Source organism: Nonomuraea sp. NPDC050783, from assembly GCF_040802095.1.
Taxonomy (GTDB): Bacteria; Actinomycetota; Actinomycetes; order Streptosporangiales; family Streptosporangiaceae; genus Nonomuraea.
In genome coordinates this window covers 241,575-268,062 of sequence record NZ_JBFAHK010000002.1, presented here as the reverse complement: position 1 = coordinate 268,062, position 26,488 = coordinate 241,575, and the positions used below count along the sequence as shown (strand labels likewise).

The window sequence follows — 26,488 nt, the reverse complement described above, 5'->3', positions numbered from 1 at the left end:
GCAGCAGCCGCTATTGCTGCGATCTCCCCACAGGAGAGAGCGATAGGAGGGGCGCTCCTAGCCGACTGGGAGCCTTCTGCTCGCGTGTCATCGGGACAGCAGGTCCTGCTGGGCGGCGAGGTAGCCGGCGTGGAAGCGGGTGTGGGCGCCCAGGCGCTCGCAGAGGAGCTGGACGCGGCGCTGCACCGTGCGCGGGCTCAGGCCGAGCTGGCGGGCGATGGCGTCGTCCTTCATGCCGCCGGCGAGCAGGGCCAGCACCTCGGTGTCGGGGGCCTGGGGGCGGCCCTCGGGGTGCAGGCCGTCCTCGGTCAGGCGCAGCGGGACGGCGGCCCGCCACAGCGTCTCGAAGAGCGCGATCAGGGCGTCCAGCAGGGTGGACGGGTGGACGACGAGGGCGCTGTCCACCGCGCGGTCCGTGCCGGAGCCCAGGGGCAGCAGGGCGAGGCGGGCGTCGGCGACGGCCAGCTTGACCGGCACCTGGCCGAGCCTGGCCTGCTCGCCGCCGGCGATCGCGCGGCGGGCGTGGGCCAGCATGCCGGGGTGCTCGAAGGCGAGCGGGCTGTAGATGCCGCGCACCACGGGTGCTCCCTCGCGGCCGGGGGCGCGGCGGCTGCGCTCGCGCTCGTCGCCGTCGCCTCCGAGACCGCCGTCGCCTCCGGCACCACCGACGCCCCCGACACCCCCGATTCCGCCGACGCCCCCGACACCCCCGATTCCGCCGACGCCCCCGACGCCCCCGATTCCGTCGGCGCCTCCGGCACCGCCGATGCCGCCGGTGTCCACCGCGTACGGCGGGCGTACCAGCACCAGCAGCTCCCGCGTGGCGTCGCGTTCGAGCCGGCGGTAGCGGCGGGCCACGGCCTCACGCCCGGTCACCACCTCCAGTGCCTCCTCCGGCTGCGGCCCGCCGTGCTCGGCGGCCTCGGCGGCCAGCAGCGCGGCGGCGGACCGGCTGTGCGCCAGCTCCTCCTGGCGGCGGGTGACGAGCAGATCGACGGCGAGCTCCGGCGGGGTGGCGAGCAGCCGCAGCGGCCGCCCGGCGATCCGGGAGACCAGCCCGAGGTCCTCCAGCCTGGGCAGCATGCGGCGGACGGCGGACGGCGAGGAGCCGGTCTCGGCGGCCAGCTCGCTCAGGGTGGCGGGGCCGTGCCTGAGCAGGGCCCGGTACGCCGTCTCCTCGGCGAGGGTGACCCCCAGATCCTCCAGTAAGCGCCGCTGCGCCATGCCGCCCTTCCTGACGTGCCATGATCCCTGACGAGCGTACGGTGCGCCGCGTCCGGCGGTCCACACGCGGGCGCGGGTCTTGTTCCGGGGGCGGGCAGGGATCTATGGTCGTTGCGTAGTCCGGTTCTTGTTGCGTTATAAGGAACAACCGGAGGCGCCATGAGCCGTCCCCGTTTGGTGATCATCGGCGCGGGGATCGTCGGGTGCGCCCTGGCCGACGAGCTCACCGAGCGCGGCTGGACCGACGTGACAGTGCTGGACCAGGGGCCGCTGTTCGCCACGGGCGGATCCAGCTCGCACGCGCCCGGCCTGGTCTTCCAGACCAACCCCTCCAGGACGATGACCGAGTTCGCCGCCTACACCGTGCGCAAGTACACCGCGCTCGGCGAGCACTGCTTCCGCCAGGTCGGCGGCCTGGAGGTGGCCACCACCCCGGAACGCTGGGCCGACCTGCACCGCAAGCGGGGCTGGGCCGAGTCGTGGGGCGTCGAGGGCCACCTGGTGGACGCCGGCCGCTGCGCCGAGCTGTGGCCGCTGCTGGACCGCGCCAAGGTGTTCGGCGGCTACCACGTCCCCACGGACGGCCTGGCCGCGGCGGTCGCGTGCGGCGAGACGCAGGCCGCGCGGGCGGGCGAGCGCGGCGCGCGGTTCCTGGAGCGGCACACGGTGGTGGGCGTCGAGCAGCGCGGCGGCCGGGTCACCGGCGTGTCGGCGCTGGTTGCCGGCGAGTACCGGACGATCCCCGCCGACGTCGTGGTGTGCGCGGCCGGCTTCTGGGGGCCGTCGATCGGCGCGATGGCGGGGCTGAGCGTGCCGCTGCTGCCGCTGGCCCACCAGTACGCCAGGTCCGGCCCGCTCGACCTGGTCAGGCCCGGCCCGATCCTGCGCCACCAGGACCGCGACCTGTACGTCCGCCAGTACGGCGACCGCGTCGGCGTCGGCTCCTACGCCCACCGCCCCATGCCGGTCACCCAGGAGGAGATCGACCCCGGGGGCACCACGATGCCGTCGGTGCGGGCGTTCACCGCGGAGGACTTCGACCCGGCCTGGCGGGACGCGGCCGAGCTGCTGCCCGCGCTGGCCGCGTCCACGTACGAGGACGGCATCAACGGGATCTTCTCCTTCACCCCGGACGGCTTCCCGCTGATCGGCGAGGCGCCGCACCTCGACGGGTTCTGGCTGGCCGAGGCCGTGTGGGTGACGCACTCGGCCGGGGTCGCGCGGGCCGTCGCCGAGCTGCTGGTGGAGGGCACGTCCCGGATCGACCTGCACGAGTGCGAGCTGGGCAGGTTCGAGCCGGCGCAGCTCTCGCCCGCCTTCGTCGAGGAGCGCGGCAAGCAGAGCTTCGTCGAGGTGTACGACGTCATCCACCCGCTCCAGCCGATGGAGTCGCCGCGCCCGCTGCGCACCAGCCCCTTCCACGTACGCCAACGGGAGCTGGGGGCGTTCTTCCTGGAGGCGGCCGGGTGGGAGCGGCCCCACTGGTTCGAGGCGAACGCGCCGCTCTTGGACGCGGCGGCCGAGCCGTTCCTGGGTGCGGCGCGGCGGGACGCCTGGGCGAGCCGCTACTGGTCGCCGATCGCCGCCGCCGAGTCGTACGCCACCAGGGAGCGCGTCGCGCTCTACGACATGACCCCGCTCAAGCGCATCGAGGTGAGCGGCCCGGGCTCGGCGGCGTTCCTGCAGCGCATGACCACGAACAACGTGGACAGGAAGCCCGGCTCGGTCTCCTACACGCTGCTGCTGGACGCCAGGGGCGGCATCCGCTCGGACCTGACCGTCGCCCGGCTGGCCGAGGAGCGCTTCCAGATCGGCGCGAACGGCAACCTCGACCTGGACTGGCTCTCCCGGCACGCGCCCGGCGGGGTGCGGGTGCACGACCTGACGCCCGGCACCTGCTGCGTCGGGGTGTGGGGGCCGCTGGCCAGGGAGCTGGTACAGCCGCTGACCGACATGGACCTGTCGGACGAAGGCTTCCGCTACTTCACCTGCAAGTCCGGATATGTCGGGCACGTTCCGGTGCTCGCCCTGCGCGTGTCGTACGTCGGCGAGCTGGGATGGGAGCTCTACACCACCGCCGACATGGGGCTCAAGCTGTGGGACACGCTCTGGTCCCGGGGGACGGCGGTGGCCGGCGGGCGGGCGGCGTTCAACAGCCTGCGGCTGGAGAAGGGCTACCGGCTATGGGGGGTGGACATGACGAACGAGCACACTCCGTACGAGGCCGGGCTGGGCTTCGCCGTCCGCGACGACAAGGACTTCCTCGGCCGCGACGCCCTGCGCCGCGAGGTGACGCGCAAGCTGGCGCCGCTGCTCAGCACCGAGGTCGTCATGGGCAAGGAGCCCGTACGGCACGGCGGGCGCACGGTCGGGTACGTCACCAGCGCCGCCTACGGGCACACCGTCCGGAGCCCGATCGCCTACGCCTGGTTGCCGGCCGAGCTGGCCACTCCAGGGACATCTGTCGATATTTCCTACTTCGGCCGTCGGGTGCCCGCCGAGGTCGCCGCCGAGCCGCTCTTCGACCCCGGGATGGAGAAGATCAGGCGTTGACCCACCCCGACCCCGCCCCCACCCCCGACCCCTCCCCGCACCCCGGCTTCCTCTGGCGCGACCCCGACCCCAGGCCCTCCTACGACGTGGTGATCGTCGGCGGCGGCGGCCACGGCCTGGCCACCGCCTACTACCTGGCCAGGAACCACGGCCTGACGAACGTCGCCGTCCTGGAGAAGGGCTGGCTCGCCGGCGGCAACATGGCCCGCAACACCACGATCATCCGCTCCAACTACCTGTGGGACGAGAGCGCCGCCATCTACGAGCACTCGCTGAAGCTGTGGGAGGGGCTGAGCGCCGAGCTGGACTACGACCTGCGGTTCAGCCAGCGCGGCGTGCTCAACCTCGCCCACAGCCTGGGCGACGTGCGCGAGGGCCGGCGGCGGGTCAACGCCAACCGGCTCAACGGCGTGGACGCCGAATGGCTGGACGCCGACGAGGTGAAGAAGCTCTGCCCGATCATCGACGTCTCGGACCGGGCCCGGCACCCGGTCCTCGGCGCCACGCTCCAGCGGCGCGGCGGCATCGCCAAGCACGACCACGTGGCGTGGGCGCTGGCCCGCCGGGCGGACGCGTACGGCATCGACCTGATCCAGGGCTGCGAGGTCACCGGCTTCGAGATCACCGGCGGCCGCGTCACCGGGGTGCGCACCTCGCGCGGCCGGATCGCGGCCGGGAAGGTGGCGCTGGCCGCCGCCGGGCACACCTCCGTGCTGGCCGGGCTGGCCGGGTTCCGGCTGCCGTTGCAGTCGCACCCGTTGCAGGCGCTGGTGTCGGAGCTGCTGGAGCCGGTGCTCGGCTGCGTGGTGATGTCGAACGCCGTGCACGTGTACGTCAGCCAGGCGCACAAGGGCGAGCTGGTCATGGGGGCGGGCATCGACGCGTACAACTCCTACGGCCAGCGCGGCGGCGTCCACGTCATCGAGGCGCAGATGGCGGCGGCGCTGGAGCTGTTCCCGATCTTCAGCCGGGTACGCGTGCTGCGGACCTGGGCCGGCATCGTGGACGTCTCCCCCGACGCCTCCCCGATCATCGGCCGCACCCCGGTCGAGAACCTGTTCGTCAACGCCGGCTGGGGCACCGGCGGCTTCAAGGCCACCCCGGGCTCCGGCTGGGTCTACGCCGACACGATCGCGCACGGCCGGCCGCACCCGCTGGCGGAGCCGTTCGCGCTGGAGCGGTTCACGACGGGGGCGCTCATCGACGAGCACGGCGCGGCGGCGGTGGCGCACTGATGCTGCTCATCCCCTGCCCCTTCTGCGGCCCGCGCGACGAGACCGAGTTCCGCTACGGCGGCCAGGCCGGCGTCACCTGCCCCGGGCCCGACACCACCGACGAGGAGTGGGCCGCGTACGTCTTCCTGCGCGACAACCCCAAAGGCTGGTTCCGCGAGCGCTGGTTCCACGCGCACGGCTGCCGCACCTGGTTCACCGTCGAGCGGCACACGCTCACGCAGGAGATCCAATGAGATTCACCTTCGACGGCCGCGCCCACCAGGGGGAGCCGGGCGACACGCTGGCCGCCGCGCTGCTGCGCGACGGCGTGCGCGTGGTGGGCCGCAGCGTGACGCTGGGCCGCCCGCGCGGGATCTTCACCGCCGGCCCCGAGGAGCCGAACGCGCTGGTCCGCGTGGGCGCCGACCCCATGCTGGCGGCCACCACGGTCGAGCTGCGCGACGGGCTGGAGGCGTGGAGCCTGCGCGGCAAGGGCCGCCTCGACCCGGACGCGCCCGACGAGCGCCGCTGCGACAAGGGCTACCTGCACTGCGACCTGCTCGTGGTCGGCGGCGGCCCGGCCGGTCTGGCGGCCGCGTCGGCGGCCGGGCGGGCCGGGGCGCGGGTGATCCTCGTGGACGACCAGCCGCGGCTCGGCGGCGACCTGCTGAACAGCCGCGTCCTGCTCGGCGGCCGGCCCGCCCTGGAGTGGGTGGCGGGCCTGGAGCCGCCCGCCCGCGTGCTGACCAGGACCACGGCCGTCGGCTACTACGACCACAACTACGTGGTGGCGGTGGAGCGGCGGGCGCGCGGCGAGCGGCTGTGGCACCTCAGGGCGCGGCAGGTGGTGCTGGCGACCGGCGCGCACGAGCGCTCGCTCGCCTTCCCGGGCAACGACCGGCCCGGGGTGATGCTGGCCTCGGCCGCCCGGACCTACGCCAACCGGTACGGGGTGCGGGCCGGGCGGCGGGCGGTGGTGTTCGCCTGCGCGGACTCCGGTTACGAGGCCGCCCGCGACCTGGCGGCGGCCGGGGTGGAGGTGCTGGCGGTCGTGGACCCGCGGCCGTCCCGGCCGCACCCCGACGAGGTGCCGGACGGGGCCGAGGTGCTGGCCGGGCAGGTCGTCACCGGCACCACGGGCGACGCCGACGGCGTGCTGTCCGGCGTCCAGGCGGGCGGGCGGCACTTCGAGTGCGACCTGCTGGCCGTGGCCGGCGGCTGGAACCCGGCCGTGCACCTGTTCAGCCAGTCCCAGGGGCGGCTGCGGTACGACGAGAGGCTGGCCGCGTTCGTGCCGGGCACGTCCGCGCAGGCCGAGCGCTCGGCGGGAGCCTGCCGGGGGCTCTACGGCACCAGCGAGGCCATCGCCGACGGGTACGCGGCCGCCGCGGCGGCCCTCGGCCTGTCGCCCGATGACCCCGTTCCCGAGGACGGCCGGCGGCCGCCGCGGCCCCCGGCGGCCGTCTGGTCCGTGACCTCGGACTCCCCCGAGCCCGCCTTCGCCGACCTGCAACGGGACGTGACCGTGGCCGACCTGGCCAGGGCCGCGGGAGCCGGGCTGCGCTCGGTGGAGCACGTCAAGCGCTACACGACCGCGGGCACCGGCGCCGACCAGGGCAAGACCTCGGGCGCGGTGGTCGTGGGCGTGATGGCCGCCCTGCTGGGCGCGGCGCCCGGCCAGGTGGGGACGACGACGTTCCGGCCGCCGTACACGCCGGTGTCCTTCGCCACGCTGGCCGGGCGGGACCGCGGCGCGCTGTCCGACCCGGTCAGGACCACCGCCATGCACGAGGCGCACGTCGCGCTCGGCGCGGTGTTCGAGGACGTCGGCCAGTGGAAGCGCCCGTGGTACTTCCCGCGCGGCGACGAGCCGATGGAGGCGGCCGTGCTGCGCGAGTGCCGGGCGGCCCGCACCGGCGTGGCCGCCATGGACGCCTCCACGCTCGGCAAGATCGACATCCGGGGCGCGGACGCGGGCGCGTTCCTCGACCGGATCTACACCAACACGTACTCCACGCTGGCCGTCGGCGCCTGCCGCTACGGGCTCATGTGCGGCGCCGACGGCATGGTCCTCGACGACGGCACCACCACCCGGCTCGCCGAGCACCACTACCTCATGACCACGACCACCGGGAACGCCGCCACCGTGCTCGACTGGCTGGAGGAATGGCACCAGACCGAGTGGCCGGAGCTGGAGGTGTCGTTCACCTCGGTCACCGACCACTGGGCGACGGTCGTCGTGGCCGGGCCGCGGGCGCGGGAGGTCGTCGCCGCCGTCGCGCCCGAGGCCGTGGAGCTGGCCTTCATGCGCTACGCCGGGACCGACGTGCTCGGGGTGCCCGGGCGGGTGTTCAGGATCAGCTTCTCGGGCGAGCTGGCGTACGAGGTGAACGTGCCCTGGCGGCACGGCCGGGCACTGTGGGAGGCGGTGATCGGGCTGGGCGCGGTGCCGTACGGGACCGAGGCCATGCACGTGCTGCGGGCCGAGAAGGGCTTCGCGATCGTCGGCCAGGAGACCGACGGCACCGTCACGCCGCAGGACCTCGGCATGGCGTGGATCGTCTCGGCCCGCAAGCCGGACTTCGTCGGCAAGCGCTCCCACTCCCGTCCCGACACCGCCCGCCCCGGCCGCAAGCGCCTGGTCGGCCTGCTGCCGGACGACCCGGCGACGGTCCTGGAGGAGGGCGCGCAGCTCGTCCGCGCGGGCACGGGCACGGGCGTCGGCCATGTGACCTCCAGCTACGCCGGCGCCGCCCTGGGCCGCGGGTTCGCGCTCGCCCTGGCCAGGGACGCCGCCCCCGGCGACCGCCTGACCGCCGTCTCCGGTGACGCCGCGCACCCGGTCACCGTCGTCTCCCCCGTCTTCGTCGATCCGGACAACGCCCGCCGCGACGGTGAGCCGCTGACCGCCGGCGTGCCGGCGTACCAGGGCGAGCCGCCGGCCGCCGAGAGCCCGGCCGCGCCGTTCGCCGCGCGCTTCCAGGCGGCGAGCACGCCGTCCGCCCGGCTGCGCGAGATCGCCTTCGAGCCGATGTGGGAGGTACGCGGCGCGGACCCGGGGACGGGGCTCGCGCTGGGCCCGTCCTGGTGGCTCGTCACCGGCGACGTCGCGCCCGGTCCCGGCTGGGTGGACGTGTCGGACCAGCGTACGGTCCTGGAGCTGTCCGGGCCCGCGGCGGAGGACGTCCTGATCACCGGCTGCCCGCTCGACCTGCACCCGTCGGCGTTCCCCGGCCACGCCCAGACCCTGCTGGGCCGGGCCTCCGTGCTCCTGGAACGCCGCTCCGCGGACACGTACCGGATCTATGTCAGATCATCCTTCACCCGTTACCTCGCGGAATGGCTACTTGACGCTCTTGAGGGCATTTATCTCTAGACTTTACGAAAGCTGAAGTCCTGGGGGTTGACGTGCGCATACGGGCGCTAGTAGCGGGTCTGTCGACGATGGCCGTGCTGACGGCGGGCTGCGGTGGCCTGGACGCCCAGCTCTCCACGGACAGCGGCAAACCATCCAAACCCGACTCCGCCTCCGTCTCCGACGCCCGCAAGAAACTGGCCAAGCTCGACGTCAAGGGCCGCGCCCCGCGAACCGGCTTCGACCGCGACAAGTTCGGCCCCGCCTGGTCCGACGTGGACCACAACGGCTGCGACACCCGCAACGACATCCTCAAGCGCGACCTGGAGAAGGAGACCTTCAAGTCCGGCACCCACGACTGCATCGTGCTGACCGGCACCCTGAAGGACCCCTACAGCGGCAAGACCATCGACTTCGAACGCGGCCAGGACACCAGCACCGCCGTCCAGATCGACCACCTGGTGCCGCTCTCGGACGCCTGGCAGAAGGGCGCCCAGCAGTGGCCGGCCACCAAGCGCAAGGAGTTCGCCAACGACCCCCTCAACCTCCAGGCCGTGGACGGCCCGCTGAACGGCCAGAAGAGCGACTCCGACGCCGCCACCTGGCTGCCGCCCCGCAAGTCCTACCGCTGCACGTACGTCGCCCGCCAGATCGACGTGAAGGCCAAGTACGGCGTCTGGGTCACCTCGGCCGAGAAGACCGCCATGGAGAAGGTCCTCGACGACTGCTGACCCGCGAGGGCGGGCGACCCGTCCCGAGCCGCCCGCCTCCGTCCCGCTCGTCTACTTCAGGCTGCGCCAGTCGCTCCAGGCGCTCGCGCCGCCCGTGCCGGTGACCCTGGTGCGCCACCTGAGCTCCTGGCCGGCCCGCAGCCGGCTCTTGGGGATCTTCACGGTGACGCGGGAGTCGCCGGAACCGGCCGTCGCCCGGCCCGACCAGACCGGCCGCCCGCTCGTGGCCCTGCCGCTCGCCCTGCCCGCCTTGGGCTGCTGGGCGATCTGCACCTCCACCGTCGCCGCGCCGTCCCGGCCGGACGGGAGCCAGGTGGTCACGTGCGGGTCGCCGTCCACGGTCAGCTTGTCGACCGTCGTGGCGGCGGTGCCGGTGGTGCTCAGTTTCCTGGCCGCCGCCGCGCTCGCCGGCGCGGCGCCGATCGCGGTGTTCATGTCGCTCTGGATCTCGGCCGCGCTCTGGGCCCGGTTGTAGACGCGGACCTCGTCGATCAGGCCCTTGAAGAACTCGCCCCAGATGTCGTTGCCGCCGATCCGCAGCACGCCGCCGGTGTCGATGATCTCACTGGAGAAGGCGGACTGCGCGACCTGGACGCCGTTGACGTACAGCCGGTTGACGGAGCCGTCGTAGGTCGTGGCCAGGTGGGCCCACTGGTTCAGCGGCAGCGCGGTGGTGCTGACGGCGCCGCCCTCGCCGTCCGGGGTCAGCAGCCAGCCCGACGGGCCGGTGCCGGTGCCGGCGTACAGGCCGTAGGCGCCGCCGAGCTCGCTCTCCTTCAGCAGCACCGTGCGCCACGAGCCGCCCAGCGCCGAGGGACGCACCCAGGCCGAGACCGTCACCCCGTCCGCCAGCGTCAGCGACGTGGAGTGCGGGACGGTGACCCAGCTGGAGAAGCCGTTGAAGGACAGGGCGTTGCCGTACTTGCCGCTCGTCCGGGTGGTGTCCGTCGCGGCGCCGGTGTTGTTGCGGCCGGAGGAGTCGGCCACGCTGGTGCCCGAGCTCTCGTTCATCCCGTAGGCCGCCACCAGGCCCGCAGGCGTGGGAGTCGGCGTGGGAGTCGGGGTGGGAGTCGGCGTCGGGGTCTCTGTCGGAGTCGGCGTCGGGGTGGGAGTGTCGGTCGGCGTCGGAGTAGGCGTGTCCGTGGGGGTCGGGGTCGGAGTGTCGGTCGGCGTCGGCGTCGGGGTGTCGGTCGGCGTCGGGGTCGGAGTGTCGGTCGGCGTCGGAGTAGGCGTGGGGGTCGGCGTCGGAGTAGGCGTGGGGGTGGGGGTCGGAGTCGGAGTCGGGGCGGTGGTGATCGGGGTGGCCATGTCGCTCTGGATCTCGGCCGCGCTCTGAGCCCGGTTGTAGATGCGGACCTCGTCGATCAGGCCCTTGAAGAACTCGCCCCAGACGTCGTTGCCGCCGATCTGCAACACGCCGCCGTCGTCGAAGATGGCTCCCGCCGCCGGGAACTCGCCGGCCAGCCGGCCGTTGACGTACAGGCGCAGGTCGCTGTTGTCGTAGGTGACCGCCAGGTGGCTCCAGGTGCCGACCGCCAGCGGCGTGGCGCCGTCCACCGAGCTCCAGTCGCCGGCGGAGGTCTGCATCCAGCCGGACGGCGCGGAAAGACCGTTGGCGGCGTACAGCCCGTAGGACAGGCCCTCGGTGCCCAGCTCCTTGCTCAGCACGCTGCGCCAGCCGGACACCGTGGCCGGACTGACCCAGGCCGAGAGCGTCATGCCGGTCGTCAGGCGCAGCGACGTGGAGTGCGGGACGGTGACCTGGCTGTAGGTGCCGTTGAACGACAGGGCCTTGCCGTACTTGCCGTTCGTCCAATTGGGGTCCGACGCGGCGCCGGTGTTGTTCCTGCCCGAGGAGTCGGACACCGCCGTGCCCGCCCCCTCGTTCATGCCGTACGCCGCCACGAGCCCCGCCGGGTCCGCCTGGACGGTCGTGCTCGCCGCGGAGGACGCGGGGACGAAGACCGACTGGGCGGCCGCGGTGGCGGCCATCAACGAGAGCGGCAGTGCCAGCGCGCCGATGAGGGCGAGCCGGCGCCGCGCCCGGGCGGCGTGCGCTCCGGGCTCTAATCGTGGTGTGTTCACTCCGGCCTCTCCGAAAATCGTGGGCAAAACCCAGTGATCATCACATGGGCCGGAGCAACAGTAAAGATCGTTTTCAGTAAGGGGAAAGCTCGGCTCCGTGAGGAGAAAGCGCCGGTCAGGAGGTCAGGAGACCGCGCAGCCGCCGGTGGCGGCGGGCAGCGGGGCCGGGCGGCCGACCGTGGGCATGCCGAGCAGGACGCCCGAGCCGGACGGTGCGCGGCCCTGGCGGGACTCCCAGGCGTCGCCCGCGCGGGTGCGCCGCAGCGACCGCACCGGGCCGTCGGCCACCAGGTGGTGCGGCGCGGCGTACGTCACCTCGACCGTCACCATGTCGCCCGGCCGCGGCGTCTGGTCGCCGGCGGTGAAGTGGACCAGCCGGTTGTCGGGCGCGCGGCCCGACAGGCGGCGGGTGGCGTCGTCCTTGCGGCCCTCGCCCTCGGCCACCAGGACCTCCAGCGTGCGGCCGACCTGCTTCTTGTTCTCCGCCCAGGAGATCTCCTCCTGCAGCGCCACCAGCCGCTCGTAGCGCTCCTGGACGACCTCCTTCGGCACCTGGTCGGGCATGGTGGCCGCCGGGGTGCCGGGGCGGATGGAGTACTGGAAGGTGAAGGCGTTGGCGAAGCGGCTCTGCCGGACGACGTCGAGCGTGGCCTGGAAGTCTTCCTCGGTCTCGCCGGGGAAGCCGACGATGATGTCGGTGGAGATCGCGGCGTCGGGCATGGCGGCGCGCACCCGCTCGATGATGCCGAGGTAGCGCTCGGCCCGGTAGGAGCGGCGCATCGCCCGCAGCACCCGGTCGGAGCCGGACTGGAGCGGCATGTGGAGCTGGTGCATGACGTTGGGCGTCTCGGCCATGGCGGCGATCACGTCGTCGGTGAAGGCGGCCGGGTGGGGCGAGGTGAAACGCACCCGCTCCAGGCCCTCGACCTCGCCGCAGGCGCGCAGCAGCTTGCCGAAGGCCAGCCGGTCGCCGAACTCCACCCCGTAGGTGTTGACGTTCTGGCCCAGCAGCGTGACCTCCAGGACGCCCTGCTCGACCAGCGTGCGGACCTCGGCCAGGACGTCGCCGGGGCGGCGGTCCTTCTCCTTGCCGCGCAGCGACGGCACGATGCAGAACGTGCAGGTGTTGTTGCAGCCGACCGAGATGGCGACCCAGGCGGCGTAGGCGGACTCGCGCCGGGTGGGCAGCGTGGAGGGGAAGGTCTCCAGCGCCTCCTTCAGCTCGACCTGCGCCTCGCCCTCGACGCGGGCCCGCTCCAGCAGCACCGGCAGCGAGCCGATGTTGTGGGTGCCGAACACCACGTCGACCCAGGGCGCCTTGCGGACGATCTCGCCCTGGTCCTTCTGCGCCAGGCAGCCGCCCACCGCGATCTGCATGCGCGGGTTGCGGGTCTTGGCGGGACGGAGGTGGCCGAGGTTGCCGTAGAGGCGGTTGTCGGCGTTCTCCCGCACGGCGCACGTGTTGAACACGACCACGTCGGCGGTCTCGCCATCGGGCGCGGGCACGTAGCCCGCCTCCTCCAGCAGGCCGGACAGCCGCTCGGAGTCGTGGACGTTCATCTGGCACCCGTATGTGCGCACTTCGTACGTGCGGGCGCCGTCCTGGGTCACAGTCATGGCACCTTCAAGGGTAGTCGTTGTCCGGCTCAGGGCAGGCCGCACGGGCCCAAAAGAGCAGCTTGACGGGCGGATGTGATCGGATCGGTACCACCCGGTTAGGGACCAGCGTCTTAACCCCTCTACCGTGTGGGTCCATGACGGAGAACGGCGACGGCACTCCACTGGTTCAGTTGGAGAACGTCAACAAGCACTTCGGGGCGTTGCACGTCCTGAAGAACATCAACTTGACCGTCTCTCGTGGTGAGGTCCTGGTCGTCATCGGTCCGTCGGGCGGCGGGAAGTCCACGCTGTGCCGCACGATCAACCGGCTGGAGACGATCGACGACGGCAAGATCATATTTGACGGCCAGGTGCTTCCCGAGGAGGGCAAGGCGCTGGCCAGGCTGCGTTCCGAAGTCGGGATGGTCTTCCAGTCGTTCAACCTGTTCGCGCACAAGACCATCCGGGAGAACGTCACGCTCGGCCCCGTCAAGGTGCGGCGCGTGGCCAGGGAGGCCGCCGACAAGCGGGCGATGGAGCTCCTCGAACGCGTGGGCATCGCCGCGCAGGCGGACAAGTACCCCGCGCAGTTGTCCGGCGGCCAGCAGCAGCGGGTGGCCATCGCCAGGGCGCTGGCCATGAACCCCAAGATGATCCTGTTCGACGAGCCGACCTCGGCGCTGGACCCCGAGATGGTCCAGGAGGTGCTCGACGTCATGATCGGGCTCGCGGCGGACGGCATGACGATGATGGTCGTCACGCACGAGATGGGCTTCGCCCGCCGGGCCGCCAACCGGGTCGTGTTCATGGCGGACGGGCAGATCGTGGAGGAGAACACCCCCGACGAGTTCTTCACCAACGCGCAGACCGACCGCGCGCGCGACTTCCTTTCGAAGATCCTCACGCACTGACTGACTATTGAGGCAGGTACACATGCACATGCGTCGAGCGGGAGTGCTGCTCTCGATTGCGGCCATGGCCGCCGGGCTGACCGCTTGCGGTGGCGACGGTGGCGGCGGTGGTGGTGGCGGCCAGAGCTACTCCACGGTGGCGGACAAGGTCAACGGCGGCGCCACGATCGTCGTCGGCACCAAATGGGACCAGCCCAGCCTGGGGCTGAAGACGGGCAGCGAGCCCGTGGGCTTTGACGTCGACGTGGCCAAGGCCGTGCTCAAGGAGATGGCCGGCGGCAAGGACGTGAAGATCGAATGGAAGGAGTCGGCCTCCTCCAACCGTGAGCCGTTCCTCCAGAACGGCACGGTCGACATCGTCTTCGCGACCTACTCGATCACCGAGGAGCGCAAGGCCAAGGTCACCTTCGGCGGCCCGTACGTCGTCGCGCACCAGGACATCATGGTCCGCAAGGACGACGCCTCGATCACCAAGCCGCAGGACCTCAAGGGCAAGAAGATCTGCAAGGCCTCGGGCTCCAACTCCTACAAGCGCGTCACCGAGGGCCCGCCGGACGGCGAGCTCAACATCGCCGCCACCACGGTGGACGCGGCCAACTACTCCGAGTGCGTGCAGAAGCTCAACGGCAGCAACCTCGACGCCGTCACCACCGACGACCTGATCCTGGCGGGCTTCGCCAAGCAGGCCGGCGGCAACTTCAAGGTGCTGGGCCAGGGCTTCACGGACGAGAAGTACGGCGTCGGCCTGAAGAAGGGCGACACCAAGAGCTGCGAGGCCGTGAACACCGCGGTGAAGAAGCTCTGGGACAACGGCACGATGAAGCAGCTGCTGGACAAGTGGTTCGGCGGCATCCAGGGCCTCAACCTGTCCACGACGGCGCCGCCCGCCGAGGGTTGCAGCTGACAACGCCAGAGGCGGCGGCCGGTCACCCGGCCGCCGCCGCGCTATGTGGTGGAGCACGATGGACGAACTAATCAAGTACGCCCCTGATCTGGCGCTGGGGTTCCTGGAGAACATCAAGCTCGCGCTCGTGGGCGCGGTGGTCTCGCTGATCCTCGGCACGATCCTGGTCGCGATGCGGGTCTCCCCGACGCCCGTGCTGCGGGCGGCCGGCACGCTCTACGTGAACATCATCCGCAACACCCCGCTGACCCTGGTGCTGGCGTTCTCCGCGCTGGGCCTCAGCGACCAGCTCGGCCTGGTCTTCAGCGGGGAGCCGCGCACCAACTCCTTCTGGATCGTGGCGCTGGGCCTGTCGGCCTACACCGCGGCGTTCGTGTGCGAGGCGCTGCGGTCGGGCATCAACACGATCCCGCTCGGCCAGGCCGAGGCGGCCAGGGCGATCGGGCTGACGTTCATGCAGTCCCTGACGATGATCACCCTGCCGCAGGCGTTCCGGGTGGTCATCGCGCCGCTGGGCAGCGTGATGATCGCCATGATCAAGAACACCACGGTCGCCGTCGCCGGCGGTTTCGCGGCCGAATCCTCGGCCACGATGAAGACGACGTTCGATCAGACGGGCGCGTCGATCCCCATCTTCCTCGGTCTGGTGGTGGCCTTCATGGCGCTGACTCTGCCGATCGGCTACCTGACCGGCTGGCTGGCCCGGCGTCTGGCGGTGGCGCGATGAGCACCTCCGTCCTGTTCGACGCCCCCGGGCCGCGCGCGCGGGTGCGCAACGGCCTGCTGACGGCGATCAGCGTCGCCGCCGTGGCGGCCGTCCTGTACGGCGTCTACGCCGGCTTCGACGCCAAGGGCCAGTGGGACGCCAAGATCTGGCAGCCGTTCACCCAGTGGGAGACCTGGCAGGTCTTCATCATCCCCGGGCTGATCGGCACCCTGCGGGCCGCCGCCACGGCGGCCGTGTGCGCGGTGCTCTTCGGCATGGTCTTCGGCCTGGCCCGGATGTCGGACCACGCCTGGATCCGGGTGCCGGCGGGCGTGGTGGTCGAGGTCTTCCGCGCCATCCCGCTGCTGCTGCTGATCTTCTTCATCTTCTACCTGGCGCCCATGGTCGGGGGCGGCGGCGACTACTCGTTCATGGCGGTCGTGCTCGGCCTGACGCTCTACAACGGCTCCGTGCTCGCCGAGGTCGTCCGGGCCGGCGTGTACGCCGTGCCGAAGGGCCAGGCCGAGGCCGCGTACGCCGTGGGCATGCGCAAGAACCAGGTGATGCGGCTCGTGCTGCTGCCGCAGGCCGTCACGGCGATGATGCCGGCGATCGTCAGCCAGCTCGTGGTGCTGCTGAAGGACACCGCGCTCGGCTACATCATCGCCTACGTGGACCTGCTCAACACCGGGTTCAAGATCCTGCCGGCCGCCTTCTTCGGCTCGCTCATCCCGGCGGCGATCGTCATCGGGATCATCTACGTGCTGCTCAACCTGGCGCTGAGCTACCTGGCGACCTGGCTGGAGCGGCGCAGCAGGCGCAGCCGCAAGACGGCCGCGAGGCCGCTCGCGCCTCCGGGCGGCGGCGACTCGGCCGTCCTGGCGACCGGGGCGGCCTCGACCGCCGCCATCGTGCAGGACCGCGGGACGCCCTGACCCGACGTCCCAGAACGATCCGGGCCGCGAGCCGCATGGCTCGCGGCCCGTCCGCGTCCCGGGCCGTCCCCTTCTTCAGGGAAATGGACCTCTTACCAGGTGGCCACTTCCGAATAATGATGTGGGTCATCGAAAGTTTGCCAACGGCTCCTCATATATGACGAGCACCGGCGCATCCCCCGAACCCCTCCGCCCCACGTCAGCCCCCATGCGACCGGCCACCTCAGCCCGCCGCAGGCGTACGACAACGCCTTCAGCAGGACCAAGCTGGAGTTGCGCGACCCCGACGCCGCCGGCGGCGCGGCCACCGGCCGCGACATCGGCTACCACGACGACTCCTTCTGCTGCCGGGAAGGCTCGCCACTGGCCGGCGTCACGCTGCCGCGCTCGCTCGGCGGAGCCGGCTACGCCCAGCTCCAGCGGGCCCTCGACGTGGGCGCCGAGAACAAGTGGATCACCGCCTTCATCGACACCGGGCTGAGCCCCTCGACGTCCTCCACCTACGCCGTGCGGGCCTACGACGCCGCGGGCAACGCCTCCGCCGCGTCGGCGGCCGTCACCGTCGTCACCCTGCCCTCGTCGAGCGGCGGCCCGGTCCTGGACGACGTCGACGGCGATCCCGCCTCCCCCTCGGCCGCCCGCAACGACCTCGGCAAGTGGACCGGCGGCAACTGCTTCCTCAACGGCTCCGGCTCGGGCGCCTTCTCCGGCGGGGCGCTCAGCCTGCGCTACGGCAACTGCGGCTGGTCCGGCAGCGACGTGAACACCGACCTGTCCGCGTACACCCACCTCGCCGTCCGGATCAAGGGCGCGGCGGGAGGCGAGCAGCGCCACTTCCACCTCGGCCTCGGCGGGGGACCAGGACCTTCGCCGACCTCACCCTCGACGGCGGCGGCCATCCGGCCGTCACCACGGCCTACCAGGACATCAGGATCCCGATGTCCGCCAACGGCATCAACCGCGCGTCGCCGGGGCAGCTCGCGATGGGCTTCTGGTACGGCGGCAACAGCACCGTCACCATCGACTCCCTGTCGTTCCGCTGACCCCTGCGGGGAGGCCGGGCCACCGCCCCGGTCTCCCTGCGCCCGCGGGCCGCGTACGAGCAGGTTGATCTAGGGGGACCGGGCAACACCGCTGGTGATCTTCCGGCAGGATGCGGGTATGCCTTTCTGGCCCTCCCCCATATCGACGCGCGACGTGGCGGGTTCGGGTACACGCCCCGCCTGGCCGGCGGCCCAGGCCGGCCGGGTCTGGTGGACCGAGGACCGCCCCGACGAGGGCGGCCGTACCACGATCATGTGCCGCACGCCCGACGGCGAGCGCCACGAGCTGCTGCCCGCCCCCTGGAACGCGCGCACCAGGGTCCACGAGTACGGCGGCCGCCCCTACGCCGTGACCCCCGCGAACGAGGTGGTCTTCGCCAACCTGGAGGACCAGCGCCTCTACCTGCTCGGGCGGGACGGCGAGCCGAGACCCCTGACCCCGGAGGGTTTCCGCTACGCCGACCTGCTGGTACGCGACGGCCAGGTGTGGTGCGTACGCGAGCGGCACACCGAGAACGGCAAGGTCACCCGCGCCATCGTGACCGTGCCCCTCGACGGCGGCGAGCCTCGCGAACGGGTCACCGGTCACGACTTCTACGCATCCCCCACTGTGTCCCCCGACGGGCGGCATCTCGCCTATGTCTGCTGGAACCACCCGCGCATGCCGTGGAACGGCACCGAGCTCCGCGTCACCAGCCTCGCATCCGGCGACTCGTGGCCGGTCAAGGGCGGCCCCGCCGAGTCGGTGCTCGCCCCGTCCTGGCGCGACGACTCCCGCCTCTACCTCGTCTCGGACGCCTCCGGCTGGTGGAACCTGTACGAAACCGGCCTGCGGGGCGACGGCGTGCGAGCGCTGCACCCGGCCGAGGAGGAGTTCGCGGCGGCGCCGTGGCAGCTCGGCGGCCGGCCGTACGCGGCGCTCGCGGACGGCCGGCTGGCGGTCCTGCACGGGCGCGGCGACCTGCGGCTGAGCGTGCTCGACCCGGAGTCGGGGGCGCTGGCGGAGCTGCCGACGCCTTACCACGGCTGGGACGGCGCCCTGGCCGCCGACGGCACGTCCGTGGCCGGCGTCGGCTACGCCCCCACCACTCCCCGCTCCGTCGTCATCGTGGACACCGCCACCGGCTCGGCCGCCCGCCCGCGGGTGGACACCGTCACCGGCTCGGCCGCCCGCCCGCGGCAGGGCGCCGACCGGCTGCCCGGCGCCGAGTACCTGCCGGTCCCCCGCCCGGTGCTGATCCCCGGGCGCGAGGACGTGCACGCCTTCCTCTACCCGCCGTACGGGCCCGCCGCCGAGGGGCTCCCGCCGTACGTGATCTTCGTTCACGGCGGCCCGACCGCCTGCGCCGGCACCGCGCTCGACCTGGAGAAGGCGTTCTTCACCTCGCGCGGCATCGGCGTGCTCGACGTCAACTACGGCGGCTCGACCGGCTACGGCCGGGCCTACCGGGAGCGGCTGCGGGGCCGGTGGGGCCTGGTGGACGTGGCCGACACCGTCGCCGCCGCCGAGTGGCTGGCCGCCGAAGGGCTCGCCGACCCGGCCAGGATCGCGGTACGCGGGGGCAGCGCGGGCGGCTGGACCGTGATGGCCGCGTGCTGCCGGTCGGACGTGTTCGCGGGCGGGGTGTCGTACTACGGGGTCAGCGCCCTCGGGCCGCTCGTCGCGCACACCCACGACTTCGAGTCCCGGTACGTGGAGTGGCTGGTCGGCCCCGAGGACCCGGCGGTCTACGCGGAACGCGAACCGCTCGCGCTGGTCGGCGGTGTCTCCTGCCCCATGCTGCTCCTGCAGGGGCTCGACGACCCCGTGGTGCCGCCCGAGCAGTCCGCCGCCTTCGCCGACGCGCTGTCGGAGCGGGGGGTGCCGTGTACGTACCTGGCCTTCGAGGGCGAGTCGCACGGCTTCCGGCGCGCCGAGACCCGGGCCGCGGCCCTCGCCGCCGAGCTGGCCTTCTACCAGCAGATCTTCACGTGACCCCGGCTCGTCGTAGCCCTGCCCGCGCAGCCCCTGCCCGCGCAGCCCCTGCCGCGTAGCCCCTGCCCGGGGGCGCTGCTCGCGGGGGGCGCTGCTCGCGGGGGCTCAGCGGGCGAACTCGGTCGCCCGCGACTCCCGCACCACCGTGATCCGGATCTGCCCGGGATAGGTCAGCTCCTCCTCCACCTGCTTGGCCACGTCCCGCGCGATCACCTGGGCCTGGATGTCGTCGATGGCGTCCGGCTTGACCATGACCCGGATCTCCCGCCCGGCCTGCATGGCGAACACCTTCTCCACGCCCTCGTACGACTGCGCGATCTCCTCCAGCCGCTCCAGCCGCTTGACGTACGCCTCCAGCGACTCCCGGCGCGCGCCCGGCCGGCTGCCGCTGATCGCGTCGGCGGCCTGCGTGAGGACCGCCTCGACCGTCCGCACCTCGACCTCGTTGTGGTGCGCCTCGATGGCGTGCACCACGTCCTCCTCCTCGCCGTAGCGGCGGGCGATCTCGGCGCCGATGAGCGCGTGGCTGCCCTCGACCTCGTGCGTGAGGGCCTTGCCGATGTCGTGCAGCAGGGCGCAGCGCTTGACGAGCCGCTGGTCCAGCTTGAGCTCGGCGGCCATGATGCCGGCGATGTGCGCGGACTCGATGAGGTGCTTCAGCACGTTCTGGCCGTAGGAGGTGCGGTAGCGGAGCTGGCCCAGCAGGAGCGTCAGCTCGGGGTGCATGTCCGTGATGCCCAGCTCGACGAGGGCGTCCTCACCGGCCCGCGCGCACAGGTCCTGGACCTCCTGGCGGCTGCGGTCGTGCGCCTCCTCGATGCGCTGCGGGTGGATCCGCCCGTCCAGGACGAGCTTCTCCAGCGTGAGCCGCGCGGTCTCCCTCCGTACCGGGTCGAAACAGGACAGCAGCACCGCCTCGGGCGTGTCGTCGATGATCAGGTTGACGCCGGTCGTGGACTCGAAGGCCCGGATGTTACGCCCTTCGCGCCCGATGATCCGCCCCTTCATCTCGTCGCCGGGCAGGTGCAGCACGCTGACGACCGACTCCGCCGTCTGCTCCGCCGCCAGCCGCTGCACGGCCAGGGTCACGATCTTGGTGGCGCGCTTCTCGCCCTCCTTGCGGGCCTGGCTCTCGATCTCCCGGACGATCAGCGCCGCCTCGCGCTTGGCCTGGTTCTCGATCTCCTTGACCAGCTCGCTCTTGGCCTGCTCGGCCGTCAGCCCCGCCACCCGCTCCAGGATGACCCGCCGCTCCTCCTCCACCTGGAGCAGCTCCTCGCGCCGGTCGGCCAGCTCGATCTCGGTCTCGGCCAGCTTCCGGTCCCGCTCGGACTGCCGCCGGGCCTCCTCGTCCAGCCGCTGCTCGCGCTCGGCCAGCCGGGCCTCGCGGCGTTCGAGGTCGGAGCGCAGCTCCTTGAGCTCGGACTTCAGGATCCGGCTCTCCCGCTCGACCTCCTGCCGCATCTGCGTGGCGCTCTCGGCGGCCGCCTCGGACCTGCGCAGGATCTCCTCGGCATCGAACTCCGCCTTCTGGCGGATCTCCCGCGCCTCCTCACGCGCCTGTTCGAGCTCCTCGTGCACGGCCTGCACCTGCTGGGGGCTCGGTTTGGCCGCCCCTTTGGGCGTGCCGGCGGAGGTGCGGCGAATGACGACGAGCAGCGCGACGATCATCCCGAACGCGAGCACGAGCACCGCCACCATCAGCACCACGACCAGCGGCCCCATGTGTGCCCCGCCCTCCTCGCGTCGTCAACACCTCATAACGCGGACCCAACAATGGGAGGGGTCACCAGCACGCCACGCGAAACCCGTTCGGCACCGGGATCGATGTCAAGCCAAGGCCGACCGGGCGTCGGCCCCCAAAGCCGACACCTCGCCTGCCTCGATCAACCAAGCTCGTTCGTCCGTCGTTCACCGGTATGGCAATCCGCGCTGCGCGGAGTAACTCCTCACTGCCGTCGAGGTTATGCGTCGAACTGGTCACGAGCAAGCAAACGAGTCATCAAGCGTGTCTTACGGACCTGCACTTCCATATTGAACCCGATATCCCCCATCGATGCCGGAATTACCGGTTCTCGGGATGCCGGTCTCCGGCCCGACCAGGCGTTCCCGTTCCGGAGCCCTCTCCAGGCCCCTGACAATGCCCTCGGCACCCTCCCACAAACCCGGCCCCCTCCACACCGCCGGTCCGCCAGGGCCGGGCAAACCCCGCACCACCTCAGCCCCAAGCCGCCGTCCCTCTCCTACGAGAAGTCGTCCTCCAGATCGATCCCCTCCTGCTCCAGCGCCTCCCGGATCACCCGGTAGGCCAGCCCGGAGGAGTAACCCTTGCGGGCGAGCATCCCGGCGAGGCGGCGGGTGCGGGTCTGGGGGTCGAGGGAGCGGGTCGAGGCGAGCTTGCGGTCCACCAGCCGCCGCGCGGTCTCCGCCTCCTGGTCGGAATCCAGGCGCTCCACGGCCTCCTTGACGGTGTCGCCGTCCACGCCACGGTGGCGCAGCTCGGCCGCCAGCGCGCGCCTGGCCAGGCCGCGCCCGTGGTGCCGGGAGTCGACCCACGCCTCCGCGAACGCCTCGTCGTTGATCAGGCCCAGCTCCGAGAAGCGGTCCAGGACCGCCTGCGCCGCCTCCTCCGGCACGTCCCGCTTGCGGAGGGCTTCGGCGAGCTGGGCGCGCGTCTTGGGCGCCATGGTGAGGAGCCGCAGGACGATGGCCCGGGCCACCGACTCCGGATCCGCCTCCGGAGCGGACGCGGCCGGGCTGCCGTCGTCGGGCCCTTCCGGCAACCATCCGGCCCCGGAGCTCCGCCGCCCCCTGCCCGCGGCCCGGCTCCCCTTCTCACCGCCTCGCCGCTTCTTGCGCCCACCGGCCCGCCGCCCTTCCTCGGGCTCGCCGCCGAAGAGACTCCCGCCCCAATCGACGGCACGGGGCCGCGCGGCGGAACGGTCATCCGAAGCCCCGCCAGAGGCCCCGCCGCCGGCGGTGCCGTCAACCGTCCCATCGACCCCGGCAGGACCACCGGCCGACGCGTCCGGAGAACCGCCGGACAACACGGCGGCGGGCTCGTCATCGAGCGGCATGCCCAGCTCCTCAGGCACGCGCGGCATCCAAGACGCACGGGACTCGTCGCGCTCGTCGGGTACACCGCGCTGGTCGCGTACGCCACGCTCGTCGGGCACATCGGACCTGCCAAGCCCATCCGACCCGCCAAGCGCACTGTGCTCGTCGGGCGCATCTGACTCGCCAAGTGCGCCGCGCTCCTCAGGCGCATCGGGTGCGACAAGCGCGTCGGGCTTGCTGGACATGCCGAGCGTGTCAGGAGCGTCAGGCGGCTGGAGACCGTCGGGGGCGGCGCCCGGTTCTCCAGGCGCGTCGTTCTGCGAGCTGTCGAGCGGAACGGCGGTGTTGTCCCGCGGGCTGCCGAACGACATGCGGGGAAGATCATCGGACCGAGTGTCCGCAGGGTCGCCGGAGGCCGCCTCAGGGGTGGCGTCGTCCGAGGAATCAGCGGCGGGAGCCGCCGGAGTGCCGGCGAAGAAGGGATGGGTCTTCGAGGCTTCACCCGGGTTGCGGCTCAAGGAGTCACCGAAGAAGGACTCGCCCCTGCCGCTGCCGTCCCAGCGGGACACGTCCTCAGCGCCGGTGGAGTGTCCGTCACCGGCGTCACCGCCCCAGCGGGACGTCCCGCCAGCAGCAGCGGCGGCGAGATGCCCGTCGTCGGAGCCGTCCCATGGGGACGCGCCCTCGGCGCCGGTGTCGCGCTCGTCGATGGTCACGTCCGCCTCACCGCTGGCAGCAGGGCGAACGGGACGGACGGAGCGGACCCCTTCAGCAGGATCAGTGGACCAGCCCACTCCGGCCGAGGCACCGAACCCGGCCAGGCCAACCGCATCGGCGCCCGACCCAGCCAGGTAGGCAGTGTCAGCGCCCGACTCGGTCACGTAGGGCGCGTCAGGGGCCGGTTCCGTCAGGTGGGGCGTGTCCGGAGCGGTGGGAGGGGTGGTTTCCGGTCCGGTGTCGGTGGTCGCCTGGGGTGGGTGGGCCGATGTGGGGGCGGCGTCAGGGGGTGGATCGGCGGGGTGGGGGGTGAGGCGGCGGGGGGTGTTCTCGGGAAGGGGCGGGACGGGGAGGGGGGTTTCCCGGTCCTTCGTAGGAAGCTCGGGGGTCGTGAGGTCGTCGGCGGTGGGCGGGGGGTCGGAGGGGTGAGTGGCGCGTTGGCGGGTGCGCTGGGCGCGCCACTCCTCCACCGATGGCCAGCCCTCGGACGAGGAACGGGCCAGATCGCCGGAACGGGAACGGGAGTGGGGGGTGTGCGGGTGGTCAGTCATGAGTCAGGCCCCCGGTGGTGCAGGGGTGGTCGGGCCAGGCGCCCCGCGGCCAGGGCGCCTGCGGCCGGTACGGGTCACACATGAGTGACGATCAGACGTCACCCGGCTTCGGCGTGGACTTCGAGCCGCGGCCGGAGGGCGCCGGGGCCGGGGCCGGGGCCGCGGCGGCGACGGGCTCGGCCGGGGCGTCGAGACGCGGGCCCACACCCAGCTTGTCCTTGATCTTCTTCTCGATCTCGTTGGCCATGTCGGGGTGGTTGCGCAGGAAGTTACGCGCGTTTTCCTTGCCCTGGCCGAGCTGGTCGCCCTCGTACGTGTACCAGGCCCCCGACTTGCGCACGAAGCCGTGCTCCACGCCCATGTCGATCAGGCCGCCCTCGCGGGAGATGCCCACCCCGTACAGGATGTCGAAGTCGGCGACCCGGAAGGGCGGGGCCATCTTGTTCTTGACGACCTTGACACGGGTGCGGTTGCCGACCGCCTCCGTGCCGTCCTTGAGCGTCTCGATGCGGCGGATGTCCAGGCGCACCGAGGCGTAGAACTTGAGGGCCTTGCCACCGGTCGTGGTCTCCGGGCTGCCGAACATGACGCCGATCTTCTCGCGCAGCTGGTTGATGAAGATGGCGGTGGTGCCGGTGCTGTTGAGGGCGCCGGCGACCTTGCGCAGGGCCTGCGACATGAGGCGGGCCTGGAGACCGACGTGGCTGTCGCCCATCTCACCCTCGATCTCGGCCTTCGGCACCAGCGCGGCGACCGAGTCGATGACGATGATGTCGACGGCCCCGGACCTGATGAGCATGTCGGCGATCTCGAGCGCCTGCTCGCCGGTGTCGGGCTGGGAGACCAGCAGGGCGTCGGTGTCGACCCCCAGCTTCTTGGCGTACTCGGGGTCGAGGGCGTGCTCGGCGTCGATGAACGCCGCGATGCCCCCGGCGCGCTGGGCGTTGGCCACCGCGTGCAGGGCGACCGTGGTCTTGCCTGACGACTCGGGGCCGTAGATCTCGACGATGCGGCCGCGCGGGAGGCCGCCGATGCCGAGCGCCACGTCGAGGGAGATCGAGCCGGTGGGGATCACCTCGATGGGAGCTCGGGCGTCGTCGCCCAGGCGCATCACAGAGCCCTTGCCGAACTGCCGCTCGATCTGGGCGAGGGCGGTCTCGAGGGCCTTCTCGCGGTCGTTGATTGCCATGGGAACTCCCCCTGGAGGGTCGTGGTCCGATCAGTCGAGTGAAAGCTACGGCCTGCCACCGACATTTTCTGCGACTGCCGGGGAAGACGTGGCCCGGCATTTCTCCATGGTAGCCGAACGGCTGTTCGATCACAGCAGGAACACACGGGAGCGGGCGGCGGTGACGATGCTGTGGCGGCACAGCAATCACTCCCGTCACAGGAGCCTCCGGGATCGCGGCCTGGCGGCGCGGTCGCCGGCCCCGCCCCGGGATCACACCGGGGAAAATGCTCCGCTCCTGATGGTGTTCGGGGCCGTTCGCGGTGCTGTGTTGTCATACGGGATGAGCTGGGAAGACTCACGAGAGGGGGCGACGGTTGGAGGCGGTGACGTGGCGAGCGGCTACACCGGGGAACGGCGTGCCCACCTGCAGGCGCTCGCCGATCTGCTGCCGGACCAGGGGCTGGCGGGCCGCATGGTCGGCGGCGACGAGCCGGTGTTGTGGGTGTGGCATCCGAGTACGGGACAGCGGACGCTGATCTTCGCCACCCCGTCGGCCGACGGCTGGATGTTCCTGTGGTCGCCGAAGGGCCAGGGGCGCGCGGACGAGCTGGAGCGTACGGTGGACGCGCTCCGGCGGACCCTGGACGTCTCGCGCGACGACCACGGGTGAACGCGCGTCAGCGCAGCCTGGACGGGACGTCCTCCACCTGGCAGACCGCCCGCCACACGGTCTTGGCGCTCTCGCCGTCGGCCAGCGCCTGCACCACCGTGCGCCCGCCCAGAGGCGCGATCACGTAGTCGCGGGCCCAGGACTCGGCGTACGCCTCGCCGAAGTGAGCGTTCATCCGCCGCCAGAATTCCGTAAGCCGCATGCATCAAGTATGGAAGCGCGCGGAGGGTGGGTAGGACACCCGCATGGCTAAGACCCACAAGTCCGCACCCCCGAAAACGCCCAGGACGAAGGCCAACAGGGCCAAGCGACGCCGGCTGCTGCAGGTGTTACGCGCGGTCGTCAGGAAGGAGAAGGCAGAGCGGTCCGAGAGGCACGCCGGCATCAGGCGGGCACCCCGCACGGGCATCTCGCGCGCGCGCCGGGCGTCGCGGCGCTGACCCGTCACGAGCTCGCAGGCGCTGACCCGATCACGAGCTCGCAGGCGCTGACCCGATCACGAGGTCACAGGCGCCGACCCGCCACGAGGTCACAACACTCGTGCGCCGTACATCTCACCGAGATGGTCGGCGAGCAGCTCCAGCCGCGCGCCGTCGGGGTCCTTGAAGTAAATGGAGGCGCCGCTCTCTATCTGGTGCGGCACGCCGGCCATCTCCAGCTTCCCGCGCAGCCGCTCCCACGTGGCCGGGTCCACGGAGATGGCGATGTGGTGCAGGCCGCCCAGCACCTCCTGGTAAGGGGCGAGGTCGAGGCCGGGGAAGTCGAAGAAGGCGAGCAGGTTGCCGTTGCCGATGTCGAAGAAGAAGTGGCTGGACCCCTTGTAGTCCCGGTTCTCGATGATCTCGGTGAGCGGGAACTCCAGAAGATCCTGGTAGAACTCTATGGTGCGCTCCACGTCGGACGAGATCAGGGCGACGTGGTGCAGGCCGCGGGCGCTGCTGGACGGCCGGCGTGCTAACACGTGACGGCGCCTGATCTCGGCACGGCGGGCTTCGATGGCCGCATAGTCAATGGTCACGGTCGCTGTATGTCCGCCAGGAGGGCCACTCAACCTCCCGGCGTCCGCACAATGCGTTTTCTGTCGGTG

Annotated in this window: 20 protein-coding genes; 12 read left to right on the top strand and 8 right to left on the bottom strand. The window is 72.0% G+C overall.

Annotated features, from left to right (window positions below; genetic code table 11):
* Positions 1 to 87: 87 nt before the first annotated feature.
* The gene (locus AB0H75_RS06115; RefSeq protein WP_367791174.1) at positions 88 to 1,224 is read right to left on the bottom strand and encodes a helix-turn-helix domain-containing protein; all 1,137 of its coding nucleotides are present in this window, start codon (positions 1,222 to 1,224) and stop codon (positions 88 to 90) included.
* 159 nt (positions 1,225 to 1,383) lie between these two features.
* Here AB0H75_RS06115 and AB0H75_RS06110 point away from each other — a divergent pair, with 159 nt between their 5' ends.
* From AB0H75_RS06110 to AB0H75_RS06090, 5 genes are all read left to right on the top strand, one after another.
* Positions 1,384 to 3,777: an FAD-dependent oxidoreductase gene (locus AB0H75_RS06110; protein WP_367791171.1), complete on the top strand. Its 2,394-nt coding sequence runs from the start codon at positions 1,384 to 1,386 to the stop codon at positions 3,775 to 3,777.
* Positions 3,774 to 5,012: a sarcosine oxidase subunit beta family protein gene (locus AB0H75_RS06105; protein WP_367791168.1), complete on the top strand. Its 1,239-nt coding sequence runs from the start codon at positions 3,774 to 3,776 to the stop codon at positions 5,010 to 5,012. Before AB0H75_RS06110 ends, AB0H75_RS06105 begins: the two co-directional genes overlap by 4 nt.
* Complete coding sequence (locus tag AB0H75_RS06100; protein ID WP_367791165.1) at positions 5,012 to 5,245, top strand: sarcosine oxidase subunit delta; 234 nt, start codon at positions 5,012 to 5,014, stop codon at positions 5,243 to 5,245. The genes AB0H75_RS06105 and AB0H75_RS06100 overlap by 1 nt, the downstream gene beginning before the upstream one ends.
* Positions 5,242 to 8,367, top strand: coding sequence for a 2Fe-2S iron-sulfur cluster-binding protein (locus AB0H75_RS06095; protein WP_367791162.1), 3,126 nt, complete (start codon positions 5,242 to 5,244; stop codon positions 8,365 to 8,367). Before AB0H75_RS06100 ends, AB0H75_RS06095 begins: the two co-directional genes overlap by 4 nt.
* A gap of 68 nt (positions 8,368 to 8,435) precedes the next feature.
* Positions 8,436 to 9,077, top strand: coding sequence for an HNH endonuclease family protein (locus AB0H75_RS06090; RefSeq protein ID WP_367791159.1), 642 nt, complete (start codon positions 8,436 to 8,438; stop codon positions 9,075 to 9,077).
* 51 nt (positions 9,078 to 9,128) lie between these two features.
* Here the strand turns inward: AB0H75_RS06090 and AB0H75_RS06085 are convergent, their stop codons facing one another.
* Positions 9,129 to 11,162: a LamG domain-containing protein gene (locus AB0H75_RS06085; RefSeq protein ID WP_367791156.1), complete on the bottom strand. Its 2,034-nt coding sequence runs from the start codon at positions 11,160 to 11,162 to the stop codon at positions 9,129 to 9,131.
* Positions 11,163 to 11,285: 123 nt separating this feature from the next.
* The gene (gene miaB, locus AB0H75_RS06080) at positions 11,286 to 12,779 is read right to left on the bottom strand and encodes a tRNA (N6-isopentenyl adenosine(37)-C2)-methylthiotransferase MiaB (protein WP_367791153.1); all 1,494 of its coding nucleotides are present in this window, start codon (positions 12,777 to 12,779) and stop codon (positions 11,286 to 11,288) included.
* 137 nt (positions 12,780 to 12,916) lie between these two features.
* Between miaB and AB0H75_RS06075 the strand changes: the two genes are divergently transcribed.
* The 6 genes from AB0H75_RS06075 to AB0H75_RS06050 all read left to right on the top strand — a co-directional run bounded on the left by AB0H75_RS06075 (position 12,917) and on the right by AB0H75_RS06050 (position 19,235).
* Positions 12,917 to 13,672 (top strand): amino acid ABC transporter ATP-binding protein, encoded by a 756-nt coding sequence (locus AB0H75_RS06075; protein WP_367791150.1) that lies wholly within the window; start codon positions 12,917 to 12,919, stop codon positions 13,670 to 13,672.
* 22 nt (positions 13,673 to 13,694) lie between these two features.
* Entirely contained in the window at positions 13,695 to 14,576 is an 882-nt protein-coding gene (locus AB0H75_RS06070) for a glutamate ABC transporter substrate-binding protein (RefSeq protein ID WP_367791147.1), read from the top strand.
* A 58-nt stretch (positions 14,577 to 14,634) separates the two neighbouring features.
* Complete coding sequence (locus AB0H75_RS06065; RefSeq protein WP_367791144.1) at positions 14,635 to 15,303, top strand: amino acid ABC transporter permease; 669 nt, start codon at positions 14,635 to 14,637, stop codon at positions 15,301 to 15,303.
* Positions 15,300 to 16,217: an amino acid ABC transporter permease gene (locus AB0H75_RS06060; RefSeq protein ID WP_367791141.1), complete on the top strand. Its 918-nt coding sequence runs from the start codon at positions 15,300 to 15,302 to the stop codon at positions 16,215 to 16,217. Before AB0H75_RS06065 ends, AB0H75_RS06060 begins: the two co-directional genes overlap by 4 nt.
* Positions 16,218 to 16,490: 273 nt before the next feature.
* On the top strand, positions 16,491 to 17,333 hold the full coding sequence (locus AB0H75_RS06055) for a hypothetical protein (protein ID WP_367791139.1): 843 nt from the start codon (positions 16,491 to 16,493) through the stop codon (positions 17,331 to 17,333).
* 45 nt (positions 17,334 to 17,378) lie between these two features.
* Complete coding sequence (locus AB0H75_RS06050; RefSeq protein WP_367791136.1) at positions 17,379 to 19,235, top strand: prolyl oligopeptidase family serine peptidase; 1,857 nt, start codon at positions 17,379 to 17,381, stop codon at positions 19,233 to 19,235.
* A gap of 105 nt (positions 19,236 to 19,340) precedes the next feature.
* On the opposite strand, the gene rny is transcribed toward AB0H75_RS06050, so the two are convergent.
* The 3 genes from rny to recA form a co-directional block, all read right to left on the bottom strand.
* Positions 19,341 to 20,960 carry a ribonuclease Y gene (gene rny, locus AB0H75_RS06045; RefSeq protein WP_367791132.1) on the bottom strand — a complete coding sequence of 540 codons (1,620 nt, stop codon included), beginning with the start codon at positions 20,958 to 20,960 and terminating at the stop codon, positions 19,341 to 19,343.
* Positions 20,961 to 21,478: 518 nt separating this feature from the next.
* Positions 21,479 to 22,312, bottom strand: coding sequence for a recombination regulator RecX (gene recX, locus AB0H75_RS06040; RefSeq protein ID WP_367792360.1), 834 nt, complete (start codon positions 22,310 to 22,312; stop codon positions 21,479 to 21,481).
* A 1,339-nt stretch (positions 22,313 to 23,651) separates the two neighbouring features.
* Positions 23,652 to 24,749: a recombinase RecA gene (gene recA / locus AB0H75_RS06035; protein ID WP_367791129.1), complete on the bottom strand. Its 1,098-nt coding sequence runs from the start codon at positions 24,747 to 24,749 to the stop codon at positions 23,652 to 23,654.
* Between the two features lie 370 nt (positions 24,750 to 25,119).
* On the opposite strand from recA, the gene AB0H75_RS06030 reads away from it, so the two are divergent.
* Positions 25,120 to 25,401 carry a hypothetical protein gene (locus AB0H75_RS06030; RefSeq protein ID WP_367791126.1) on the top strand — a complete coding sequence of 94 codons (282 nt, stop codon included), beginning with the start codon at positions 25,120 to 25,122 and terminating at the stop codon, positions 25,399 to 25,401.
* Between the two features lie 7 nt (positions 25,402 to 25,408).
* Here the strand turns inward: AB0H75_RS06030 and AB0H75_RS06025 are convergent, their stop codons facing one another.
* Positions 25,409 to 25,603 (bottom strand): DUF3046 domain-containing protein, encoded by a 195-nt coding sequence (locus AB0H75_RS06025; RefSeq protein ID WP_367791123.1) that lies wholly within the window; start codon positions 25,601 to 25,603, stop codon positions 25,409 to 25,411.
* Positions 25,604 to 25,930: 327 nt separating this feature from the next.
* A complete protein-coding gene (locus tag AB0H75_RS06020) occupies positions 25,931 to 26,419 on the bottom strand; it encodes a VOC family protein (protein WP_367791120.1) in 489 nt (162 codons plus the stop codon).
* Between the last annotated feature and the right edge of the window lie 69 nt (positions 26,420 to 26,488).

What these genes read in the sequence shown, in the direction of transcription:
- AB0H75_RS06115 (WP_367791174.1), bottom strand. Translation starts at nt 1,224, where the DNA reads ATGGCGCAGCGGCGCTTACTGGAGGATCTGGGGGTCACCCTCGCCGAG.
- AB0H75_RS06070 (WP_367791147.1), top strand. Translation starts at nt 13,695, where the DNA reads ATGCACATGCGTCGAGCGGGAGTGCTGCTCTCGATTGCGGCCATGGCC.
- AB0H75_RS06090 (WP_367791159.1), top strand. Translation starts at nt 8,436, where the DNA reads ATGGCCGTGCTGACGGCGGGCTGCGGTGGCCTGGACGCCCAGCTCTCC.
- rny (WP_367791132.1), bottom strand. Translation starts at nt 20,960, where the DNA reads ATGGGGCCGCTGGTCGTGGTGCTGATGGTGGCGGTGCTCGTGCTCGCG.
- AB0H75_RS06065 (WP_367791144.1), top strand. Translation starts at nt 14,635, where the DNA reads ATGGACGAACTAATCAAGTACGCCCCTGATCTGGCGCTGGGGTTCCTG.
- AB0H75_RS06025 (WP_367791123.1), bottom strand. Translation starts at nt 25,603, where the DNA reads ATGCGGCTTACGGAATTCTGGCGGCGGATGAACGCTCACTTCGGCGAG.
- AB0H75_RS06050 (WP_367791136.1), top strand. Translation starts at nt 17,379, where the DNA reads ATGCCTTTCTGGCCCTCCCCCATATCGACGCGCGACGTGGCGGGTTCG.
- AB0H75_RS06075 (WP_367791150.1), top strand. Translation starts at nt 12,917, where the DNA reads ATGACGGAGAACGGCGACGGCACTCCACTGGTTCAGTTGGAGAACGTC.
- AB0H75_RS06095 (WP_367791162.1), top strand. Translation starts at nt 5,242, where the DNA reads ATGAGATTCACCTTCGACGGCCGCGCCCACCAGGGGGAGCCGGGCGAC.
- AB0H75_RS06110 (WP_367791171.1), top strand. Translation starts at nt 1,384, where the DNA reads ATGAGCCGTCCCCGTTTGGTGATCATCGGCGCGGGGATCGTCGGGTGC.
- AB0H75_RS06060 (WP_367791141.1), top strand. Translation starts at nt 15,300, where the DNA reads ATGAGCACCTCCGTCCTGTTCGACGCCCCCGGGCCGCGCGCGCGGGTG.
- recX (WP_367792360.1), bottom strand. Translation starts at nt 22,312, where the DNA reads ATGCCGCTCGATGACGAGCCCGCCGCCGTGTTGTCCGGCGGTTCTCCG.
- AB0H75_RS06100 (WP_367791165.1), top strand. Translation starts at nt 5,012, where the DNA reads ATGCTGCTCATCCCCTGCCCCTTCTGCGGCCCGCGCGACGAGACCGAG.
- recA (WP_367791129.1), bottom strand. Translation starts at nt 24,749, where the DNA reads ATGGCAATCAACGACCGCGAGAAGGCCCTCGAGACCGCCCTCGCCCAG.
- miaB (WP_367791153.1), bottom strand. Translation starts at nt 12,779, where the DNA reads ATGACTGTGACCCAGGACGGCGCCCGCACGTACGAAGTGCGCACATAC.